The 16,416-nt window shown below is 35.3% G+C and carries 18 protein-coding genes and 5 tRNA genes; all 23 read left to right on the top strand.

Translation table 11 applies throughout. The annotated features are described in order from the left end of the window. The first annotated feature begins 1 nt into the window (after nt 1). The 23 genes from Bccel_RS10435 (at nt 2) to Bccel_RS10325 (ending at nt 16,348) form a co-directional block, all read left to right on the top strand. Nucleotides 2–688 (top strand): hypothetical protein, encoded by a 687-nt coding sequence (locus Bccel_RS10435; RefSeq protein ID WP_036945240.1) that lies wholly within the window; start codon nt 2–4, stop codon nt 686–688. Then, nucleotides 685–1,437, top strand: a complete 753-nt coding sequence (locus Bccel_RS10430; RefSeq protein WP_036945242.1) for a hypothetical protein — start codon at nt 685–687, stop codon at nt 1,435–1,437. The genes Bccel_RS10435 and Bccel_RS10430 overlap by 4 nt, the downstream gene beginning before the upstream one ends. A gap of 110 nt (nt 1,438–1,547) precedes the next feature. Further along, entirely contained in the window at nt 1,548–2,045 is a 498-nt protein-coding gene (locus Bccel_RS10425; protein WP_036945244.1) for a hypothetical protein, read from the top strand. 120 nt (nt 2,046–2,165) lie between these two features. Continuing rightward, on the top strand, nt 2,166–2,564 hold the full coding sequence (locus tag Bccel_RS10420) for a hypothetical protein (RefSeq protein ID WP_036945246.1): 399 nt from the start codon (nt 2,166–2,168) through the stop codon (nt 2,562–2,564). Nucleotides 2,565–2,883: 319 nt separating this feature from the next. Further along, complete coding sequence (locus Bccel_RS10415) at nt 2,884–3,414, top strand: HD domain-containing protein (protein WP_036945248.1); 531 nt, start codon at nt 2,884–2,886, stop codon at nt 3,412–3,414. Between the two features lie 808 nt (nt 3,415–4,222). Beyond that, a tRNA-Asp gene (locus Bccel_RS10410) sits at nt 4,223–4,297 on the top strand. Between the two features lie 96 nt (nt 4,298–4,393). Then, a tRNA-Leu gene (locus Bccel_RS29630) sits at nt 4,394–4,514 on the top strand. Between the two features lie 9 nt (nt 4,515–4,523). Then, a tRNA-Ile gene (locus Bccel_RS10405) sits at nt 4,524–4,598 on the top strand. 8 nt (nt 4,599–4,606) lie between these two features. After that, nucleotides 4,607–4,682, top strand: a tRNA-Glu gene (locus Bccel_RS10400). A 9-nt stretch (nt 4,683–4,691) separates the two neighbouring features. Further along, nucleotides 4,692–4,777, top strand: a tRNA-Tyr gene (locus Bccel_RS10395). A 478-nt stretch (nt 4,778–5,255) separates the two neighbouring features. Next, the gene (locus tag Bccel_RS10390; RefSeq protein ID WP_036945250.1) at nt 5,256–5,702 is read left to right on the top strand and encodes a hypothetical protein; all 447 of its coding nucleotides are present in this window, start codon (nt 5,256–5,258) and stop codon (nt 5,700–5,702) included. Nucleotides 5,703–5,760: 58 nt separating this feature from the next. Continuing rightward, nucleotides 5,761–6,309 carry a 3'-5' exonuclease gene (locus tag Bccel_RS10385; protein ID WP_036945279.1) on the top strand — a complete coding sequence of 183 codons (549 nt, stop codon included), beginning with the start codon at nt 5,761–5,763 and terminating at the stop codon, nt 6,307–6,309. A 50-nt stretch (nt 6,310–6,359) separates the two neighbouring features. After that, the gene (locus tag Bccel_RS10380) at nt 6,360–7,445 is read left to right on the top strand and encodes a hypothetical protein (RefSeq protein ID WP_036945252.1); all 1,086 of its coding nucleotides are present in this window, start codon (nt 6,360–6,362) and stop codon (nt 7,443–7,445) included. A gap of 18 nt (nt 7,446–7,463) precedes the next feature. Further along, nucleotides 7,464–7,820 carry a DUF4291 family protein gene (locus Bccel_RS32065; protein ID WP_050753356.1) on the top strand — a complete coding sequence of 119 codons (357 nt, stop codon included), beginning with the start codon at nt 7,464–7,466 and terminating at the stop codon, nt 7,818–7,820. Nucleotides 7,821–7,825: 5 nt separating this feature from the next. Next, nucleotides 7,826–8,041 carry a DUF4291 family protein gene (locus Bccel_RS32060; RefSeq protein ID WP_050753355.1) on the top strand — a complete coding sequence of 72 codons (216 nt, stop codon included), beginning with the start codon at nt 7,826–7,828 and terminating at the stop codon, nt 8,039–8,041. Nucleotides 8,042–8,080: 39 nt separating this feature from the next. Next, nucleotides 8,081–9,139 carry a PCRF domain-containing protein gene (locus Bccel_RS10365; RefSeq protein ID WP_036945254.1) on the top strand — a complete coding sequence of 353 codons (1,059 nt, stop codon included), beginning with the start codon at nt 8,081–8,083 and terminating at the stop codon, nt 9,137–9,139. A gap of 227 nt (nt 9,140–9,366) precedes the next feature. Next, the gene (locus tag Bccel_RS10360; protein WP_036945256.1) at nt 9,367–10,119 is read left to right on the top strand and encodes a hypothetical protein; all 753 of its coding nucleotides are present in this window, start codon (nt 9,367–9,369) and stop codon (nt 10,117–10,119) included. Continuing rightward, nucleotides 10,116–10,589: a macro domain-containing protein gene (locus Bccel_RS10355; protein ID WP_036945258.1), complete on the top strand. Its 474-nt coding sequence runs from the start codon at nt 10,116–10,118 to the stop codon at nt 10,587–10,589. The genes Bccel_RS10360 and Bccel_RS10355 overlap by 4 nt, the downstream gene beginning before the upstream one ends. Before the next feature lie 17 nt (nt 10,590–10,606). Next, complete coding sequence (locus Bccel_RS10350; RefSeq protein WP_152965978.1) at nt 10,607–11,266, top strand: hypothetical protein; 660 nt, start codon at nt 10,607–10,609, stop codon at nt 11,264–11,266. 88 nt (nt 11,267–11,354) lie between these two features. After that, nucleotides 11,355–11,801, top strand: coding sequence for a hypothetical protein (locus Bccel_RS10345; protein ID WP_036945263.1), 447 nt, complete (start codon nt 11,355–11,357; stop codon nt 11,799–11,801). 445 nt (nt 11,802–12,246) lie between these two features. Next, on the top strand, nt 12,247–12,591 hold the full coding sequence (locus Bccel_RS10335; RefSeq protein ID WP_036945268.1) for a hypothetical protein: 345 nt from the start codon (nt 12,247–12,249) through the stop codon (nt 12,589–12,591). 49 nt (nt 12,592–12,640) lie between these two features. After that, entirely contained in the window at nt 12,641–13,036 is a 396-nt protein-coding gene (locus Bccel_RS10330; RefSeq protein WP_036945270.1) for a hypothetical protein, read from the top strand. A 159-nt stretch (nt 13,037–13,195) separates the two neighbouring features. Next, nucleotides 13,196–16,348 carry a DUF4132 domain-containing protein gene (locus Bccel_RS10325; RefSeq protein WP_050753354.1) on the top strand — a complete coding sequence of 1,051 codons (3,153 nt, stop codon included), beginning with the start codon at nt 13,196–13,198 and terminating at the stop codon, nt 16,346–16,348. Nucleotides 16,349–16,416 lie beyond the last annotated feature (68 nt).

Here is a 16,416-nt window from a genome sequence, read left to right as displayed (position 1 = left end):
TATGAGGCCATTTCAAGTTAACTGCAGTGAATTAATAGCTGATTTCAATATTCATGACGACAAAGAAGTTCGAAATATCCTAGCTTTTTTAGTTAAGGAATACGATGTTGAACTTTATTTTGAAATTAAAGTATCATGGGAAAAGGAATTTTTCTTTAATGAAAATAGTTGTTTTAATATTGAATCAGATGATATACCTTTTAATGTTAGTATTAACAACGCTCAGCATTATGAATACTGGATTGCAAAGAGTAAAGATAAAGTCTATTTAGAGATGATTATTGAAAGCATCGAAAAATGCCAAATCCAAAGATATGATGAAAGTGAATTTGTTGCTTCCAGCTCCCTTGCTAGAAATTTGATAAATAGAATAATTACTTTAACACCAGGCTATTCACAATCCAAAGATTTAATTGGGGTAATAAACTTTGATGAAGTCTTTGAACTCAATATAAAAATTGGAAGTGGTACATATGTAACCACACTTTGTTATGGTTCTAATGGATATGATGATGAATTAGGCTGGTATTTCAATGCAGAACACTATGATCAGTATACGTATCCGTTTTATGAATGGGCAGAAAGAAATTATAATGCGAAAATAAAACCATTTGACGGAGGAAGACTGGATGGTTATTTTGATTATAAAGAAAACCCTGAGAAAGAAAGACTGGGGAAAAAACTATGATACTATCTGTAACACCAACAAATAGATGCAGTAAGGAGAATCGGTGCATATATTGCTACTTATCTCAGAAGACAGGAGAAGCACCATTTAATCAATTATATCAAAAGATGTCTGAGTTGATTGAGAACCATAATCCAAGTATAGTTACTTTTGCCTACAATAGTGGATTTTCTCTTGATTTATTCGGGAAATTACTTGAAAGAGCACATAGCCAGGCTGAGGTATCTGTAACCTTGCAGCCGGATTGCATTATGTCTTTAGAGAGTATCATCAAAAATATTGACTACATAGCATTATCACTAAATACTTCTAACCTTAATAAAGTAGACATTAGAGCAATTATCGATGAGTTAAGAAGAAAGAAGAATATAAAAATTGGGATGAATTTTTTAATGAATGAACTTCCAACATTAAGGGATGTAATGGTCTTTTTTAAGAAGTACCAAGATTGTTTTGAACAGTTTCATTTTTTAATTCCTAAAAAGTATTACATACCTTATGAATTAAAGGATGCCATTACTATAATAAAGGTTATTAAAATGATGTTTCCGGGAAAGGTTTTTGTTGATGAATGCCTGAAAACTATTATAACAAGTACTCCATGCAGCAGGAATGGCAATTTGCTAAGTTTAAACGCTGATTCTTCGGTTACAATGTGTTCGTTTGCAGATAGTGATGATAAGGAAATATTAGTGGAAAGATGTCCGTATTTGTTGACAAATCAGGATGGGAAGGAATCGTATGGATAAGCTGGGGATTTAAAGGTTGTTATATTATTGATAGACAAATTTGGTAGGGAAGTTAGGAGTGCAGGACTTTTAATCTTTTGATGAAAAGCGTAAGGGTGGGGGTCTTTTTGTTGGAATATTGCTTAAGTAAAGAATTTGCCAGAAAGCTATGTATTATGCTGGATACAGGCTTAATATCTTATCAGCATTACTCTCGATGGTGTGACGAAATTATAGAGACTTTTGAAAAGCCTCCATACTGGATTATTGAATTATCATTAAAAAGAGATGTTCATGAAGCGTATAATGTTGTATGTGAATTTATTTATTCTGAACCGTGTATAAAATTCAAAGATATTGATGATCTTTATGTGGCTTGTCTTTTTCTTTCATATGAACGGGGAAAAATAACCTGGGAATCTTTTCTTTTAAAGGCTGGTCAATTTACTGATGGTTCGGATAGTGCAAAACATGAATGTGAGTATTTTTATATGATGTTAAATGACTATGAAAACTCTGATTATTTAAAAACAATAGAAGAGAATCAAAGAAAAGAAATTACAAACGAATTTAAACTTGAAATAGATGAGATATCTAGGGACTATAGTATTTTTAATAAGTATTTATGAGGAATTTGGAAAAGGAAGAAATGGTATAGTGCTTTATTAGAAGTTAATAACATTGAAAATCTCTTGTGTGGCGATTCGCTAAACATCATTTTTTGGAGGAAAGAAAGGAGTTATGATTTAATGGTTTTTGAAAAAACAAAGGCTCCAAGAACAAAGGCGGAATTTATGAAGTGGTATGAAATTCAGATTGAGTGGAGTGAAGATCATGATTATCAATCACCTTCTGTTTCTTCATCTGCACTCCAGAATTGGTATCAATCAATGAAGAGAATTTTTCCACCTATGAATGGGATAGATGCTCCATCTGATGATGAACTGGAAGAAAATGAGGAGTTAGAAAATCGTTTGACGGATTATTGTATAGGAAGAGATGTAATCTATGCTGCATTTTCTTGGTCATTGGCAAAAGAGGCATATGAAAAAATGAAACAACTCGCGAAACAGCATGGTGTAGGATTTTTTGATGTTAGTTCTAATGATGGTGATATAATTCTACCAAATGGAACGAAGATTGTTTAATTCCTGGGGGTTGGACATTAGAATTCAATAATTTTTATGAATGTGAGCCAGATAGTTGTGATAGCTTATGGAGTTATTTCAATGAGGATTTATTAAGATTAAAAAATACAAAATTTGATCTTATTCTTGATCTTGGTTGGTATCCTGATGGAGATAGCAATGGTAGATATAGATCGGAATTGGTATTGCATGGATATTTGAAAAAACCACTTGAAAAATTCGAGTCTAGAAGTACAAAAGAAGTAGTTGAAATGATTGAATTATGGACAAATTTCGGATTCTACAGTAAATATATTTAGTAAAGAGGAAGTAGTTTACTATGAAGAAAAATATTGTGAGTGTTGACGATGCTTTTAATTTACTCAAAGAACTTAATGCTCCTGTACATTTGATAACCCATGTAAAATTGGTTAGTGAGGCAGCTGAAGAAATTACGGAAAAATTATCAAATTTAGGTATATCGCTAGATTATGATTTTATAAGAATTTCTATTATTCTTCATGATATCGGAAAAATAATTCATATATCAGAACTAAATGCACCAGGTCACTGCCATGAGGAGGAAGGGGAGAAAATCCTATTAAAATTAGGTGTTGACACAAGAATTGCACGTTGTTGTTTATCTCATGCCAACTATAATAAAATGATTTGTTCTACTGAAGAACTTATTGTTGCATTAGCAGATAAGCTATGGAAGGGTAAACGTGATGAAACTTTAGAATTAATGGTAATTGATGAGGCTGCTAAAGAATTAGGAAGAAAACGATGGGATATATATATGGATTTAGATGAATGCTTTGAATGCGTTGCTGCTAAAGGTCATGAGCGGCTTAGCCGTAGTTTCAAGTAAAAAAGATTTTTGATAGTGAAGTGATTTGCTTTAATATTACAAAAATGTTACAACTTAAAATATTCCTTGACGGGACAAGATTACCTGTGTTACCATATAAACACTGTGCCTAAAAAAATGTTGTTGAGTAAAAAACTAATGAGGGGCAAAGAATACATGATTTTGATTATGAGAAAGGAGGATTTCGATGTATAACCTGAAAAGTTATAATCTCGATAAAAATAATATTACAATTGAATTATCTGCGAAACAAGATATGAATACTTATATACATTGGCTTAATCCTCTGCTTATGAAGTGTAGAAATAGATGATTACAAATAAAATTTCTCACAGTTTATAAGAGCGGTTAAGTCGTAGAGATTAGGACTTAACCGCTTTATTATTTTTGAATTCTTACTAGAGGTGCAAGGAAGACTATATCGTATTCCAAAGGAAAGGAGGATCATCAATGTACTTAATTGAAAAAGGTATACTCGAACAAATTAATATGGCGATTGATTTGGAATATAAACCAAGTAAGGATTTACTCGTACATTGGCTTAATCCTCTATTGCATAAATGCAGAAACCATCTTATCTGGATAGGAATTAGTTAAGGGTTGATATATAAAAGCATTTATCAAAAGAGTGGTTAAGTCCAGAAAAGGATTAAACCACTCTTTGTTTTTATCAAAAAAAGAATGTGCCTGTGGCGAAAGTATGTAGTGCACTCAGGATACATGGGCGAGCAGTGTAGCGGAGCGAAACGCCCAGCCCGGCCTTTAACCGGATGGGCGTGGGTTCAAGTCTCTCTACCCGGATCATCATGGTGGATTGGTGAAGTGGCTATCACATGAGACTGTCGATCTTAAGTCAGGGGTTCAATTCCCCTATCCACCGCCAAAATTTGGGGCAATAGCTCAATATGGGAGAGCACTTGCCTTGCAAACAGGAGGTAGAGGGTTCAAATCTCTCTGGCTCCACTAAAAATTATAATATGCAGGGATAATCGAATTGGCATAGATACTTGCCTTAGAAGCAAGGTTTTGAGGGCTGGTCGTTTCGCTTCGCTACACTGCTCGCCTATGCGTCCTAGGTTCGACTCCCTCTCCCTGCACCATATTTACTCCGGTAAGTAGCTTAACGGTAAAGCTCCATGCTGATAACGTGGAGAGTGGGAGTTCGATTCTCTCCTTACCGACCAATATTTATGGCGGGTTCTTCTAATGGCTAGGAAATGAGGCTTTCAACCTCATAATAGAGGGTTCAATTCCCCTATCCGTCACCACAATTTTATGGGTGAGTGTGCCGAGAGGCGAAGGCAGCGGTCTGTAAAACCGTGACATTGAAACACCGATGGTTCAAATCCATCCTCACCCACCATAATTACTTGAGGTGCTTTGAAGACTACATCGGCTTTTAACCGCGTTGTCGTAAGTTCGAATCTTACCTGCCCCGCAAGTGGGGCAGTAGCTCAGTTGGCAGAGCACGTTGTCTTCAGCCACTTTCCTCAAGTAAATTAAATATTTTGTCCGAGGTGTTACAGACTTTCCGGACTAAGCAATTTTTATATCTCCCCGTAGCTCTAGGAGGGAAGAGCACCGTAAAAAGATTGACTGGAGCGGGTTGCAGGGTGAGGGTTGAGGAAGCACCGAAAGGGATGAATACCCGAAGCGGGTGAAATTCCTGTATGCTGAAATGCGTAGGGAAGCACATTATCTAGGTTGCATAGACGAGCAGCAAGCTTGCTTGCGACCAGTCCCAGGCTCATGCTTAGGAAACCGAGTGCGGGTTCGAATCCCGTCGGGGAGATTAGAAATATGGTAAAATTAAGATATAATTGTTGATGAGGAGTCTAAAAATGAATAGTATTTCTATAAATACAAAATATGATAAAAATGTACGACCAGCCTGGACGATTAATAAAACTATTGTTCAAAATGCACGATATATCAAGCAAAGTTGCAGCTATGACAAATTTGCAGTTTTTACACTGACTTTTGAACCGTATTTTTCTGAAGTGGACCCGACAGTATATTTTGTTAATCAAGCCTTTCTTCAGAGTGACCTGGCTGGAAACAGGCAGTATGAAAATGACTTTATTAGTTATGTGAATGCAATCCATCAAAGACTTGAAGAGGAATTCAACAATTTACATGATAATAATAAGCCAATCATTAATGTGAAGATTACACTTACAGATCTTTATATAAATACTACTGATTCTAGTGAAATGTGTTATAAAATTGCGACTCATTTGGCATTTAATAAAGTTATGGTTGATGAAAATCTTGTCCTTGTTTTATAAAAAGATAGACAAAAAGTTTGAAACAAATGAACTGGATTGTTCAAAGAAAGGAAGGAAAATGAATTACATTATATTTGACTTAGAAGCAACTTGTTGGGAAAATGACAAGTCGAAAACCAGTGAAATAATTGAAATTGGTGCAGTAAAATTGAATGATAAGCTGGAGGTAGTTGCTACCTTCTCAAAGTTCATTAAACCTGTGATATACCCAGCACTTTCCGATTTTTGCATAAGACTAACAAGCATAGAGCAAAAAAATGTTGATGTAGCAGATATTTTTAAGAATGTTATGGTGGAATTTGAAAACTGGATTACTGCCTCAGATACTGAAGTGGCTTTATGTTCATGGGGGTTCTATGACAAGAAACAGATATATAAGGAGTGCAAACTAAAGAATTATTCCCGTAGAATCCATAGTCTGCTTGATAAGCATATCAGTATCAAACATCAATTTGCTGAAATCAAAGGCATAAGTCCTTGTGGTATGAGCAGAGCATTGGATTTGCTTGGGTTGCCTTTGGAAGGGACACATCACAGAGGAATTGATGATGCGAAAAATATTACAAAGATTTTTATAGCAGTATTTGATAAACTTAAAATGTCGTAATAATTAGAAGAAACCACCAGTTTAACAATGGATTTTCGGAGGTTTTATAGATGGAAATAAAAGATATTCAAAAAAATTTGGACAAAATCAGAGGCTCTAAAGATATGTGGAAGGAGTTTGAGTATTCTGATCCAGATATTAATTATATGAAGAGGTATGCCTTGGCTATTGCACTACAATATGACAATAGACAAGAAGATAAAGAACTTATTAAATTCCTTATGGAGAATGAGGTTGAAAGCAGAATAAATGATCCTTATCAAGGTGTTGGTGATTCTCTGAACCTTATTTCATATCTACTTGCTAAATTTAAGGAAGTAGAAAATGTGTGGTTATTTGATAAAGCAAAAAGTGCTAATTTTGATACAGCTCTGGGATATAATAGTGAGTTTATATTCTCTGCAGGGGTTGAAGTGACTTGTGATTACTTGGAAAAGAAGGGGTTAACCGAAGAGAACTATCTTTATGAATATAGGGATGAACTACATGATCTTTTCACCGAAGGAGATATAGAGAAATTTTTGGCAAGAATGAAGCTGTGGTTTCCTGAAAGCATAAAAGAAGAGTCGGTACAAACCCTTTTTAGAAGAGCGGTAGAGTTTGAAGATTGTACAGAGGCAGAAAGATTGTTCGGTTTAATGGAACAAGATGAAGAAAATGATGCCTCCACATTATATCATTGTGCTAAGGATATAAAGAATTATGAGAAAGCTATTTATTACAAAAGGATAGTTCTTGGAGAGGCAGATACAGCGTGGGATAAAGTTTCGGCTCTTGAAAGCATTGCGGAGATGTATTTGCTTAATGGAGATCTTTTAAACGCATTCGAAACCGCAAAGAAATGGGATAGCATGCTTAGTGAATTCGATCGCTGGAAGGATACGGGGTTAGGCAGGATGCTAACAGAAATATGGTTTGACATTTGCTTGGGATTTATAAAATTAAATGACATTGAGCTTGCTAATGATTGTTTTTTAAATGGAGATAAAATGATAAACACAATCAAATATTATCATTTGAATATGTTAGAGAAAGCCAACGATTGCTGTAATAGGCTTGGAATATCAGAGAAGTATGGATTTTATATGAGGTTACTGGAAAAAGAGCGTAAGCGAGTGGAAGAAATGCTTAAATAATATTATTGGGGGAGCTATATGAAACGTATTTTTGCTTATTTTGATGATGAAGGGGTCTACGTTTATCAGGCGTTTAAACCAAATATAGTTAAAAATGCTGTTGAAATTGGCACTTTTGGTAAGGGCTTTGGTTTAGATAGAATCACTTGGATAAAACCTTCATTTGGATGGATTTTGCATAGGTCAAGCTATGCAACCAAGCACAGGATGGAAGCTATTGCAAAAATCAAATTATCACATAAAGCATGGCTTGAGATCCTTTCTCAAAGCGTTCCAAGCCAATTTGACAGTTCAAGGTACAAAAATGAAACTATTTGGAAAGCTGATTTTGAAAAATCTGATGTTATCCACAATGGGACCCGGATAGATCATTAAATGGAATGAAGCTTAATAGACGTGCTATACAAATTGGACTAAGAAATGAAGCAATAAAAAAATACGTATATGAATGGATAATTGGGGTTGAAGATGTTACGGATTTAGCAAAAGAAATATCCAGTATCATTAAATCTGGTAAAGATGTGTCTAGCTTACTTCCTGATATAAGCGAATACCCAATATCAGATGATTTGAAAAATATCATTGGATATACCTGATGATATTTCTGCGTTTAAAAGGAGGAAGGGGATAATCTTATGCTGGAAATAATTCAACTAAAAGAGAATATTGATAATTATAAAGAGTTATTAAATGATTTAAAAAGTTTATTGGACCTTCCTAAAATAGAATCAGAAATAAATACAATTGAACAGCAGGTCTCAGAAACGGGATTCTGGACAAATACAAAGAATCCTAAAAAAGTTATGAAAAGATTGACTTACTTGAAGGAAAAGGTTGAGAAATATGACCAACTTGAAAAAGCATGGAGTGACTTAAAGAATTTATGTGACCTTGCAATTGAGGAAAAAGATGTTAGTGTTTTGGATGATATTTTAAAGACTTTTGACTCCTTTAAAAAAGACCTGGATAAGCTCAGATTGGAAGCAATTCTTTCAGCGGATGGATTTGGAACAAATAACGCAATAATAACAATTCATTCCGATAATAAAGATGAACAAACTCAGGAATATCTCAAAATGCTTTTTAATATGTATTCAAAATGGGGAGAAGAGAATAAATTTACTGTGCAGATGTTTTCTGAGAGTATTCATGAATTAGTATTTGGAGTGATCGGGAAATATGCATACGGGTATTTGAAAGGTGAAAAAGGAGTACATCAATTTACCGATATATCCAAATTGACAAACGAATTGTGTAATTATGAAATCTTGGTGGATGTTGTGCCTGAATTAGAAGATAGCGAAGAAGTATATGTAAAACCTGAGAACTATTTAATAAATTGCTATTTGACAAAAGATAAAGAAGGTCGTCACAGGGATGTTTCTCAGGTTGTTCATGTACCAACAGGTATAAACATCTGGTTAGGTTCCGGTTCAGGAGCTACAATGAGAGAGAAGAAATCATCAGCTATTAAAATTATTAATTCAAAACTTCTTGATATGATGAGATACGCCAAGCTTGAAAGTATTGAAGATCTTATAGAAATTCCAGTAAACGAAGCTTTAATGAATAAAAGGCGTTCCTATATATTTTACCCCAATGAAATGGTGCAGGATCATAGAACCAACATTGAGAGTGATAGTTTAAAGGGAGTTTTACAAGGAGAGATTGACGGAATGCTTTCTCTAACATGAAATCAATTATTAACTTGAATTAACATTTAATGGGGGTAATGGTTTCTTAAACTGATAATTTTACTAAAGCAAGATTTAATATAACAGGACCGGAACTAAAGCCATTAACTTTTATTCAATATGAAATAACTGAAACAAGTGATAAAATATAACTGTAAAGGTATATTTATAATAGAGCTTGATATTTAACCCTTACTAAAGTAACTTTACGAAAAATAGGTGAATTTATGAGAAAAGGTGAATTTTCAGATTTCCTTTCAGACAGTAAAATGATATTCTTGCAAGGTAATCATGCAGGGGTAACGGGAAATAAAGTGGTTAGTATTAATGAAGAGCCCCCTTATCCGGCCTTTAGCTCAAAAATGTGGGAAGTTCTTGATAGTGGGTATGCTGCATTTTATGAATGGCATATTCCCGACGATGTTATGAGATTTGATTTTTGTATCAAAAGAGGATTGGACTTTAAAAAAGTTCCTTCAATCGAAGGTAAAGTCATCGAAGTTAAGAAAAGTATATTTGAAAGTTGGAAAAATAGAATGTCAACCATATATATGCCAGATAAATATGATTTTAAGAGTGAGATAGATGGTACAGTTACATATATTAATTTTTACGGCAGTGATAAAGAGTACAAGTGGTGGGGAGACTTTATTCCCTTAGAATTGGAGAAATTAAATGAGTTCTATCTGGAGATAAAGGAATATATAAAATATGGTTCTGGGATGCCCTTTACATTTGGAATAGAAGGTAAGCTGTATGCAGAATTTCTTGGGGACAAGATAGAGCAGTTTGAAATGAATTTTATAAGGTCGTTTTATGATAATGTTAAGAGCCAAAATGTTGAAATTAAAACGGGGAATAAGCTGTTATTATCCCAAAGCATGAACAAATATTTTTACAAGTTGGTTCAACAAGATAATAATTTTAAATATATTCGGTTGATTTATGAAGAACTAGAAGACGGGGTGAATAAGTTATGATTCAAAATATTGTATTTTTAAAAGGAGATGCAACTTGTCCAAGTCAGCAGGGGGTTAAGATAATAGCTCATATTTGTAACGACATTGGAGGTTGGGGAAAGGGGTTTGTTCTTGCGTTATCAAAGAAATGGAAGCAGCCTGAAGCAGAATATAGAAAGTGGTTTAAGGAAGGAGAAAATTTTAAACTGGGTGAAGTACAATTTGTTCAAGCACAAGAAGATATCTTCATTGCTAATATGATCGGCCAGCACGATATAAAAAGAGGTGCTAATGGACCACCTATAAGATACGAGGCAGTTAATGAATGCTTAAATAAATTAGGGCTCAAAGCTCTTGAAATAAATGCAAGTGTTCATATACCCAGAATAGGCTGCGGATTAGCTGGCGGTAAATGGGAGAATATTGAACCATTAATAATAAGTAATTTAACAGAACGAGGAATTCCTGTTTATGTGTATGACTTTGAATAATTGTTTGGAAAGAGGTTATGATGAATAGGATTATTGAAAGCTATATGGACCAATATCAAAAAAGATGTGATTTGATGAAGTCAGATTTATTGTGTTTCCTAAACCAAAGTAAAAATATCGATGAGTTATATCGTAGAATTAATCCATACATTCAAAGTTTAAATAGTGAATTTAGCTATTTAGAAAATTTTGAGGTAGGATTTGATATTACCAGAGGGGTTATGTCGGAACCATGGTACTACGACCCAAAATATTATTCGGAGATTGCAATAAAAATATCACAGAATAAGCAGAAAAAATTTGTTTGGATTAATGAAGGACGTTGGGAAAGCGAGTATTCCTGGCATGCTGAGGGATATTGGGAAAGTTCTAAAATAAATGAAGGAATTGCGTCAGAATTATCAGAATGGACTTGTTTAGATTTTCCAAAGGATATAAAATCAATGCTCAGCTTAATCAAAGAAGGTTATTGGCTATTGAATTTACAATTGCCGATATTAAGTGAAAAATCTATGATAGACATTAACGAAGTTTACAGTTGGGATGACAAGTACGTACTTACTGGAACAAATATTGGAAATATTGACATGATAACCATTGAACATTGGGAAAGAATTGTAGAAAATGAAAAGTGTTATGGATATATCAATTGGAATAAAAATGACAATATGAGATAAAGTTGGGTTCTTTTACAAGGAAGTGGATTGTCCTGGTGCTGCAGCCTTTTAGGTTGGTAGGCAGAATTAATTTTTACGAGGTTATCTTGTGGACCAAGAAAATATTAAAGAGTTTATTAGTGAAGATATTGAAGTAAGTTGGAATAACTGTCTAAAAATATGGATTAAACATAGTAGAATAGAGGACTTTCCAAGGAGTATGAGGTTGCCAAGATATACACCATCCTTTGGTAAGAGGCTTGGATTGGAGTTCGCCAGGACTTTTAAACATCAATACCAGTTTATCATTGAAAAACTCTACTCTGAGGATAAAGTAGTGTCTTTGAGTGCGTTTGAGTGCCTTGAATTTATCTGTTGGGAATATGGTATTAATAATGTTCCATTAGAAATATATGAAATTCCACTTCCTATACCAGATAAAATCATGAAAGAAATTGATGGGGATTTGGATGCACCGGGTTTCGAGGGTGATAAAATTGGTGCATTCTTAAAATATAAATTTACAGAAGAATATGAAAAATCAGAAGAGAAGTAAGAGTACTTGTCAATACAATAAAATTTATAGCAAATAGATAGAGTTATAGAATTATTTGTTACACGTCTTAAAAAGGTCGGTGATAATTATGGATGAACTAGTTCAATATATTTTTAGAAACTATAGTGGCCTATTGACTCTCAAGGAGCGTGTTATATGGCAATACTATCTGCTTAATGCCAAAGGGCGAAAAGATACAGTAGCGAGATTGGAGAGCATTTACAAAATTCATGGTATCATAGATTTAATTGATTGTGATGAAAATGAATTTTATACGAATGCGACTAATCGAATATTGAAGGAACATGCCAATGATATATATTTAAATTATTGCCCGAAATGTGGAAATCTCACCAGAACACCCAAGGCGAAACAATGCTTGAAATGTAAGCATAATTGGCATGATAAAAGTGACAGAGAGTGTATTCAGAAAGGTAGCTAAAGGATGAAATTTGAATATAAAAACTTTTCGTGTGATGTAGATATTTTTTATAAAGAAGATGATTTATTAATAAGATTTTATGATAGTTCTAACGAGCAGGAAGAAGATGAAATTATCAATCTTGTTATTGTTGACCCTGGTTTTGGCTATCTTTATATCAAATTTAAAGGGGATGCAGCATTAATAGGAGGATTTTTGGATGAGGAAGTGTTTTCATCTGATGAATTAGTTGATGCTGCAATTGATTTTATAGAAAATTTATCTCCTAAAGCAAGGAATATTTACATACCACATCATGTTGACTGCGTAAAACGAACAAGTTTTGTTGAGTACAATGGAGAGTATTAGGAAAGATAAGGAAGTAAAAGACATAAATCAATGTCAGGAGGAGAATGGTTTGAGAAAATGTATTCCTATTCAGACGAGTCTTGGAGTTCTTTGGGGAAGAGATGCTATTTTCATTGATGATGTTGAATTTAATTATAATAACAATATTGTTAGATTAAAGGGTGAGTTTGGAAGCCGGTTTGATATTGATAATTCTGCTACAAAATATCTTTTGGAGTTTCGAAGCGTTTATATTTTTAAAATGGTTGAGTTGGATCTTAGCGATGAGTTAATAGATATGGATAATCACAACTCAAGTTTATTTGAAGTTCTGGAATCAGACCTGTTGAAATGTGCCAAAAGGAATAGAGGAGTTGATTTGCGGCATTTCATTATACAAACATACGATGATGTCTTTGAAATTGTGTGTAAGGATTATGAGCTTAATATAAAACACAATGAATAAGCTCTGCGGTTATTCATTATAAAGGTTGGCGATTTTATGATTTAATCTTTGCACAAATCAAGCCCTGTGAAAATCTTATTGCACCAGCAAATATGTAATGATACAATAATTTTCAAATAGATCAGAGAAAATACATAGGACTTTTTAAGGGGATGGATTATGAGCAAAAGATATTTTGAATTCACTCAAGGCACATCTAACAAGTTCTGGGAAATCGAATTTTCAGATTTGAGTTTTAAGGTCAGGTGGGGAAGGATTGGAACCACAGGCCAGACAAAGGAGAAAAACTTTGAATCTAAGGCTGAGACAATAAAAAAAGGTGAGCAACAAATCAAAGAAAAGATTAAAGAAGGATACCTGGAAATTGCAGGTGATAGTGATGGCTTGGAGAAGCAGTCAACAGAGGTTTCAACTAATCTGCCTGCCCCAAAAACAAAAACGGCAAAAACTGCAACTCAATCGAAATCTGCGTCAAATAAATCTTCAAACTTATCTCCTGATACTTTAAACAAATCAGAGTCATCGACGGGTTCAAACGTATTAGAAACTTCTTTGGAAGTGGTGAAACCACGAGTTACGGAAGATATCAAAATACTATCCAGCGAGAGAACTCTTGGACTAACAAATGATGAGCTGCGATGGGCACCATGGCGTAATATTCCACCGCTCCCGGTACAGGACCCTAAGCCCTTTGATATTGAAGAAGGACTAAAAAAGCTTAAAGCTGTCAAGCTGGTACAATATGGCTGGGCTTCAGACTGGTCAGGTGTTAAACTTCCCATGTATATGAGTCGGATCGAGGCACATTTCTGGGTGGAAGCAATGGTAAATCTGAAAAGAGAATATTCTATTGATGATATGATTCATCATATGAAAAGCTTTCAACCCACCGGGGATATAAGCCTTGAAACATCTAAGGCTCTTTTTAACAGCAAGAGTAGGCTATTGGTTACACCAGACATTGTTTTGCCTCTCTTTTACCTGCTGGAATTAGAAGAACTCTGTGAATTAATATCAACACCACTAGGAAGGGATTATGCTGGAAGACCATGCGAAATCGATGGTTTTGTTGACAGCTTCAGGCTACTTGTACTGCCACACCTTACCTCAGAACAAATAGAGAGATGCCGTGCGTTTTTGCGTCCTAAAATTGGAAAAAAGGCTTGGCCCGCTACCTTTCACCCAGTACCAATAGCATTTTTACTTGCATCACCGCTCGGAATGCATGAGGAATTACTTGAGGTCATAGAGTCCTGGCCAGATGACTTATGTTCAGAAAATTATTACAGATCACGGCATCAGGAAGTTGTATTCGGGTTATGTGACCATTCACTTGTAAATTTACACATGAGAAGGTTGAAACTTTCACTCTATGAACCACAATATATTAAAGCTTGGCTGTCACATATGGAATTTTCCAATCTTGATCTCATAGTTTCAACAATTAACAAGAATACCAACAAGGAAATATCAGAATCTCTTGTCAAGGCATTTTCGTGTGTGAAATCCCCTGAGGCGGCAGTACCTATGCTGGAGATATATCAGGGATCTAAAGCACCATATATAGCCAAGGAATGGATTGTGCAAAACCAGCATCATGCCATTGAAGGATTTGCAGCAATCGCAGGAGGAAGTGGAAAAACAGCGGATGCAGCACTTGATATGCTCCGTACCTTTCATGCACAAGGATTAACAGAAACAATTTCTAAAATATCATTAAGTCTTTCTGAATCAACGCGTGAGCGGATACGCATTGAGGTACTTGAAAATGAGGCTCTTTCTGCACCATTTCTGGATGAAGCAACAACCCCAAAAAGGCTTGCATCAATTCTTACAGAGTGGTCGCCGAAGGCTAAACTACCTCCATGGCTTATCGTTGACGAACTACCGCCTATATTGGTAAATAAACGTCGATTAACCAGGGAGCAAACCACAGCAGTTCTTTTGCATCTTATTTTACCAATACCGGATAAGACACTGGAGCTTATAGATGAAATTAAAAAGGAAGGGGATACGACATCACTTGAAAACTTTGGATGGAAGCTTTTCGAGCTTTGGCTGGGTGTAGGTGCACCGAGCAAAGAAAAATGGGCTTTTGCAGCACTTGGGTTTACCGGTGGAGATCGTACCGCACTTAAACTCTCACCTATGATTCGTGTCTGGCCTGGTGAAGCACAACATCAACGAGCTGTAGCTGGCCTTGAAGTTCTGCGAGTTATAGGCACTGACACTGCACTTATGCAGCTTAACGGTATAGCACAAAAGGTTCAGTTTAAAGGGCTCAAGCAGCGTGCAAATGAGTGTATGGATGCTATCGCTAAAGATAAAGGATTGACGAAAGCGGAACTTGAGGACCGTATTGTACCCGACTGTGGACTGGACGAAAAAGGAAGATATGAATTTGATTTTGGAGCACGTAAATTTACCTTTGCATTAGGCCCTGATATGAAGCCTATGATACGTGACGAGGATGGAAAGCTGAGAGATGATCTGCCTAAACCTAATTCAAAAGACGACCAGGAAAAAGCAGCTGATTCGGTAGCTGCATGGAAACTTATGAAGAAGCAGATAAGGGAAGTTGCTAAAATTCAGGCTGGCCGACTTGAACAGGCCATGATTATCGGAAGACAATGGACTCGTGATCAGTTTGAATTACTGCTAGTTCGGCATCCGCTAATGGTTCATCTTACCCGTATGGTTGTGTGGGCAGGTTATTCAAAAGAGGGTACCTTCATTAGGACTTTCAGGGTTACTGAGGAAGGGAATTATGCTGATGAAACCGATTCGGAAGTTTTTATAGACGAGTGCGAGCGTATCGAAATTATTCATCCCCTTAACTTAACTAGCGACAGTGCGAGTACATGGGGTGAGTTGTTCAGTGATTATGAAATCATGCCTCCTTTCCCGCAGTTGGGCAGGGCTGTTTATACTCTTGATCCTGCTGAATTGAAAAACGATACAATTGCAAGATTTGTTGGAATGAAATTTCCAGCTCCCACTCTGGTATTTACACTTGAGAAGTTTGGTTGGGAACGTGGGACACCAATGGATGCAGGATGTTTTGACGAGCATTCAAAGCAGTTCCCGGCTGCTGATGTTACCATTGTTGTAACTTATGATGGAAATGTAGGAATGGGATATATTATGCCTGAAGAGGATCTTACTATTACAGATATTTATTTTGTAAAGGGATTACGTGAGCCTTCAGGCTACTATCACAAGGAGAACAAGCTTAATCTGGAAAAGGTGGACAGGGTGGTAATTAGCGAAGTTTTACATGATTTATCCCTTCTTGCTGCAAAAGCAAAATAGTTTTTTGTATAGATATTCAGTTGATATTAACAAGTAACAAGTCGTTTATAATATAAAATATTCATTGG

The sequence above is a fragment of the Pseudobacteroides cellulosolvens ATCC 35603 = DSM 2933 genome (genome assembly GCF_001262605.1).
Classification (GTDB): domain Bacteria; phylum Bacillota; class Clostridia; order Acetivibrionales; family DSM-2933; genus Pseudobacteroides; species Pseudobacteroides cellulosolvens.
This window is presented reverse-complemented; position numbering and strand designations above follow the sequence as displayed.

Bases quoted from the DNA above. Each gene is read 5' to 3' on its own strand.
- Bccel_RS10355 (WP_036945258.1), top strand. From the start codon at position 10,116: ATGATTCAAAATATTGTATTTTTAAAAGGAGATGCAACTTGTCCAAGT.
- Bccel_RS10385 (WP_036945279.1), top strand. From the start codon at position 5,761: ATGAATTACATTATATTTGACTTAGAAGCAACTTGTTGGGAAAATGAC.
- Bccel_RS10415 (WP_036945248.1), top strand. From the start codon at position 2,884: ATGAAGAAAAATATTGTGAGTGTTGACGATGCTTTTAATTTACTCAAA.
- Bccel_RS10350 (WP_152965978.1), top strand. From the start codon at position 10,607: ATGATGAATAGGATTATTGAAAGCTATATGGACCAATATCAAAAAAGA.
- Bccel_RS10335 (WP_036945268.1), top strand. From the start codon at position 12,247: ATGAAATTTGAATATAAAAACTTTTCGTGTGATGTAGATATTTTTTAT.
- Bccel_RS10390 (WP_036945250.1), top strand. From the start codon at position 5,256: ATGAATAGTATTTCTATAAATACAAAATATGATAAAAATGTACGACCA.
- Bccel_RS10420 (WP_036945246.1), top strand. From the start codon at position 2,166: ATGGTTTTTGAAAAAACAAAGGCTCCAAGAACAAAGGCGGAATTTATG.
- Bccel_RS10365 (WP_036945254.1), top strand. From the start codon at position 8,081: ATGCTGGAAATAATTCAACTAAAAGAGAATATTGATAATTATAAAGAG.
- Bccel_RS32065 (WP_050753356.1), top strand. From the start codon at position 7,464: ATGAAACGTATTTTTGCTTATTTTGATGATGAAGGGGTCTACGTTTAT.
- Bccel_RS10360 (WP_036945256.1), top strand. From the start codon at position 9,367: ATGAGAAAAGGTGAATTTTCAGATTTCCTTTCAGACAGTAAAATGATA.
- Bccel_RS32060 (WP_050753355.1), top strand. From the start codon at position 7,826: ATGAAGCTTAATAGACGTGCTATACAAATTGGACTAAGAAATGAAGCA.
- Bccel_RS10435 (WP_036945240.1), top strand. From the start codon at position 2: ATGAGGCCATTTCAAGTTAACTGCAGTGAATTAATAGCTGATTTCAAT.
- Bccel_RS10380 (WP_036945252.1), top strand. From the start codon at position 6,360: ATGGAAATAAAAGATATTCAAAAAAATTTGGACAAAATCAGAGGCTCT.
- Bccel_RS10325 (WP_050753354.1), top strand. From the start codon at position 13,196: ATGAGCAAAAGATATTTTGAATTCACTCAAGGCACATCTAACAAGTTC.
- Bccel_RS10430 (WP_036945242.1), top strand. From the start codon at position 685: ATGATACTATCTGTAACACCAACAAATAGATGCAGTAAGGAGAATCGG.